This is a genomic window from Methanospirillum sp. (assembly GCF_035406105.1).
Lineage (GTDB): Archaea > Halobacteriota > Methanomicrobia > Methanomicrobiales > Methanospirillaceae > Methanospirillum.
In genome coordinates, this window is record NZ_DAONKG010000339.1 from 1 (window position 1) to 1,685 (window position 1,685).

3 protein-coding genes are annotated in these 1,685 nt (G+C 39.4%); 2 read left to right on the forward strand and 1 reads right to left on the reverse strand.

The window, feature by feature from the left end:
* Positions 1–370 (reverse strand): acylphosphatase (locus PLA23_RS13240; protein WP_324475511.1); only part of this gene is annotated, 370 nt, incomplete at its 3' end.
* 532 nt (positions 371–902) lie between these two features.
* Between PLA23_RS13240 and PLA23_RS13890 the strand changes: the two genes are divergently transcribed.
* Both PLA23_RS13890 and PLA23_RS13245 read left to right on the forward strand, forming a co-directional pair.
* Entirely contained in the window at positions 903–1,262 is a 360-nt protein-coding gene (locus PLA23_RS13890; RefSeq protein WP_502883635.1) for an ATP-binding protein, read from the forward strand.
* Positions 1,263–1,280: 18 nt separating this feature from the next.
* Positions 1,281–1,685, forward strand: a complete 405-nt coding sequence (locus tag PLA23_RS13245; RefSeq protein WP_324331595.1) for a tetratricopeptide repeat protein — start codon at positions 1,281–1,283, stop codon at positions 1,683–1,685.

The window sequence follows — 1,685 nt, forward strand, 5'->3', positions numbered from 1 at the left end:
CCAACATTTTTTCCTGTGATGATTGAATACTTAAAATCGCAGGAATTCCTTTATCCAGTTGTTCAACCTGGACAAGGTGCATATAGTCCATTATCGTGATTACCCGCTTATCGTATGGCTCAATGGAAATTGTATCAACGATAGCATGAACGGGGATATTATCATGCAGATCTGTGGTAAACTCTTCAATGGATTCAGTATCTCCTTCTATGCAGATCTCAATCTGCTGCATGTTGTCTGGCAAAGTGTGATTAAATGCAGAAAAGCCAATAAGTCCTGATTGAAGTGCACGATTCAGGAGGAATACTCTATAACCCACATCGTGAACTTTCGGACCCTCAATGATGATTTTATTTTTTATTGTAGTCATGATATGATTAATATTTCGTATCAGGATAGTAAATATTTTCACAAATAACAGAAATGTAATGAGAGCGCTTCATTTTTATAAACAAGATGATTTGAGGTATTATTTCAGCAATGAACATAGGGTTGAAATCTCATCTTTCTGCTGATTTTTTATCGGTATCATTATCGTTTACATCCGATGATTTCTTATAATATCATCGTCTCTATACGATAAGCCTATCTCTTTGTATATTCAATTTCTTTGGATAGATACCAGGGCAAAATTGAAATCTGCGATTGTTGAATGGCAGGAGAGTGCATTGCCTTTTATACACAATAGAAATTACCCGATTCAGATGGATCTTCCTCATATACATGATATTATTGGTGTGAGACGCTGTGGGAAGATCTATTTTATGTATCAATAAATTCAGACCTGCTTATGAACGGTGTTCCAAAGTCATCTGTTCTCTACCTGAACCTTGATGATGACAGGTTGCAACCAATCCAGGGAGATGAGCTATCTCAATTAATAGATACATTTCGGGAACTGCATGCCTCATCGGGTGATCAAAAACTCTATTTTTTTGGATGAGATACAAAATTTTCCTTTATGGGAGAAATGGCTGAAGGGAATCTACGATAAAAGAAAAGACATAAAATTTGTAATAAGTGGCTCAAATGCCTCACTTCTGTCAGAAGAAATCTCTTCCCGGCTGACTGGCAGGCACATTACCACCAGAATGTTTCCGTTCAGTTTTTTTGAATTCCTGAAATATAAAAACATCTCGTTTAATCTGAAAACAATCGCATATTCTGATAAGAAGATCGAGATAAAAAGAAAAATGATTACGACTCGTAAAATGATAGTCGAGATTTACGTGGGTGAAAGCATAAATACTGTCCCCGCCTAATGAGAAAGAATCAGAGATATGGCAGATAATTCAAAACACACATTTCTCAGCAAGCGTGATGTTCTCCTTAATAAGGCTGATGCATTCGCATTGGAGGCGGATCAGCTCGCATACCAGGGGAAGTATGAGGAAGCGGTAGATAAATATGATCAGGCTCTTGCAATCTACCCGTCAAATCCTGATCTCTGGGCCTTTAAGGCCATTACCCTCTCCGGCGGGCTTGGGAGGAATGAAGAGGCACTTGAGTGCTGGGAGCGTGCAAAGAAGCTGGATCATGTGCTGGCGGATGCGATAACTGACGTGCCTTCATCTGAATCGACGATGACCGTTCATGAGCGGGATCTCGTGGATTTCAAGGGCAGTACGGCGGATCGTATCAGAAACCTTGTCAAGCAGCAGGCGATGGATAAGAAGAAGAAATAA

Coding starts and splice junctions, on each gene's coding strand:
- PLA23_RS13890 (WP_502883635.1), top strand. CDS start 903: ATGCCTCATCGGGTGATCAAAAACTCTATTTTTTTGGATGAGATACAA.
- PLA23_RS13245 (WP_324331595.1), top strand. CDS start 1,281: ATGGCAGATAATTCAAAACACACATTTCTCAGCAAGCGTGATGTTCTC.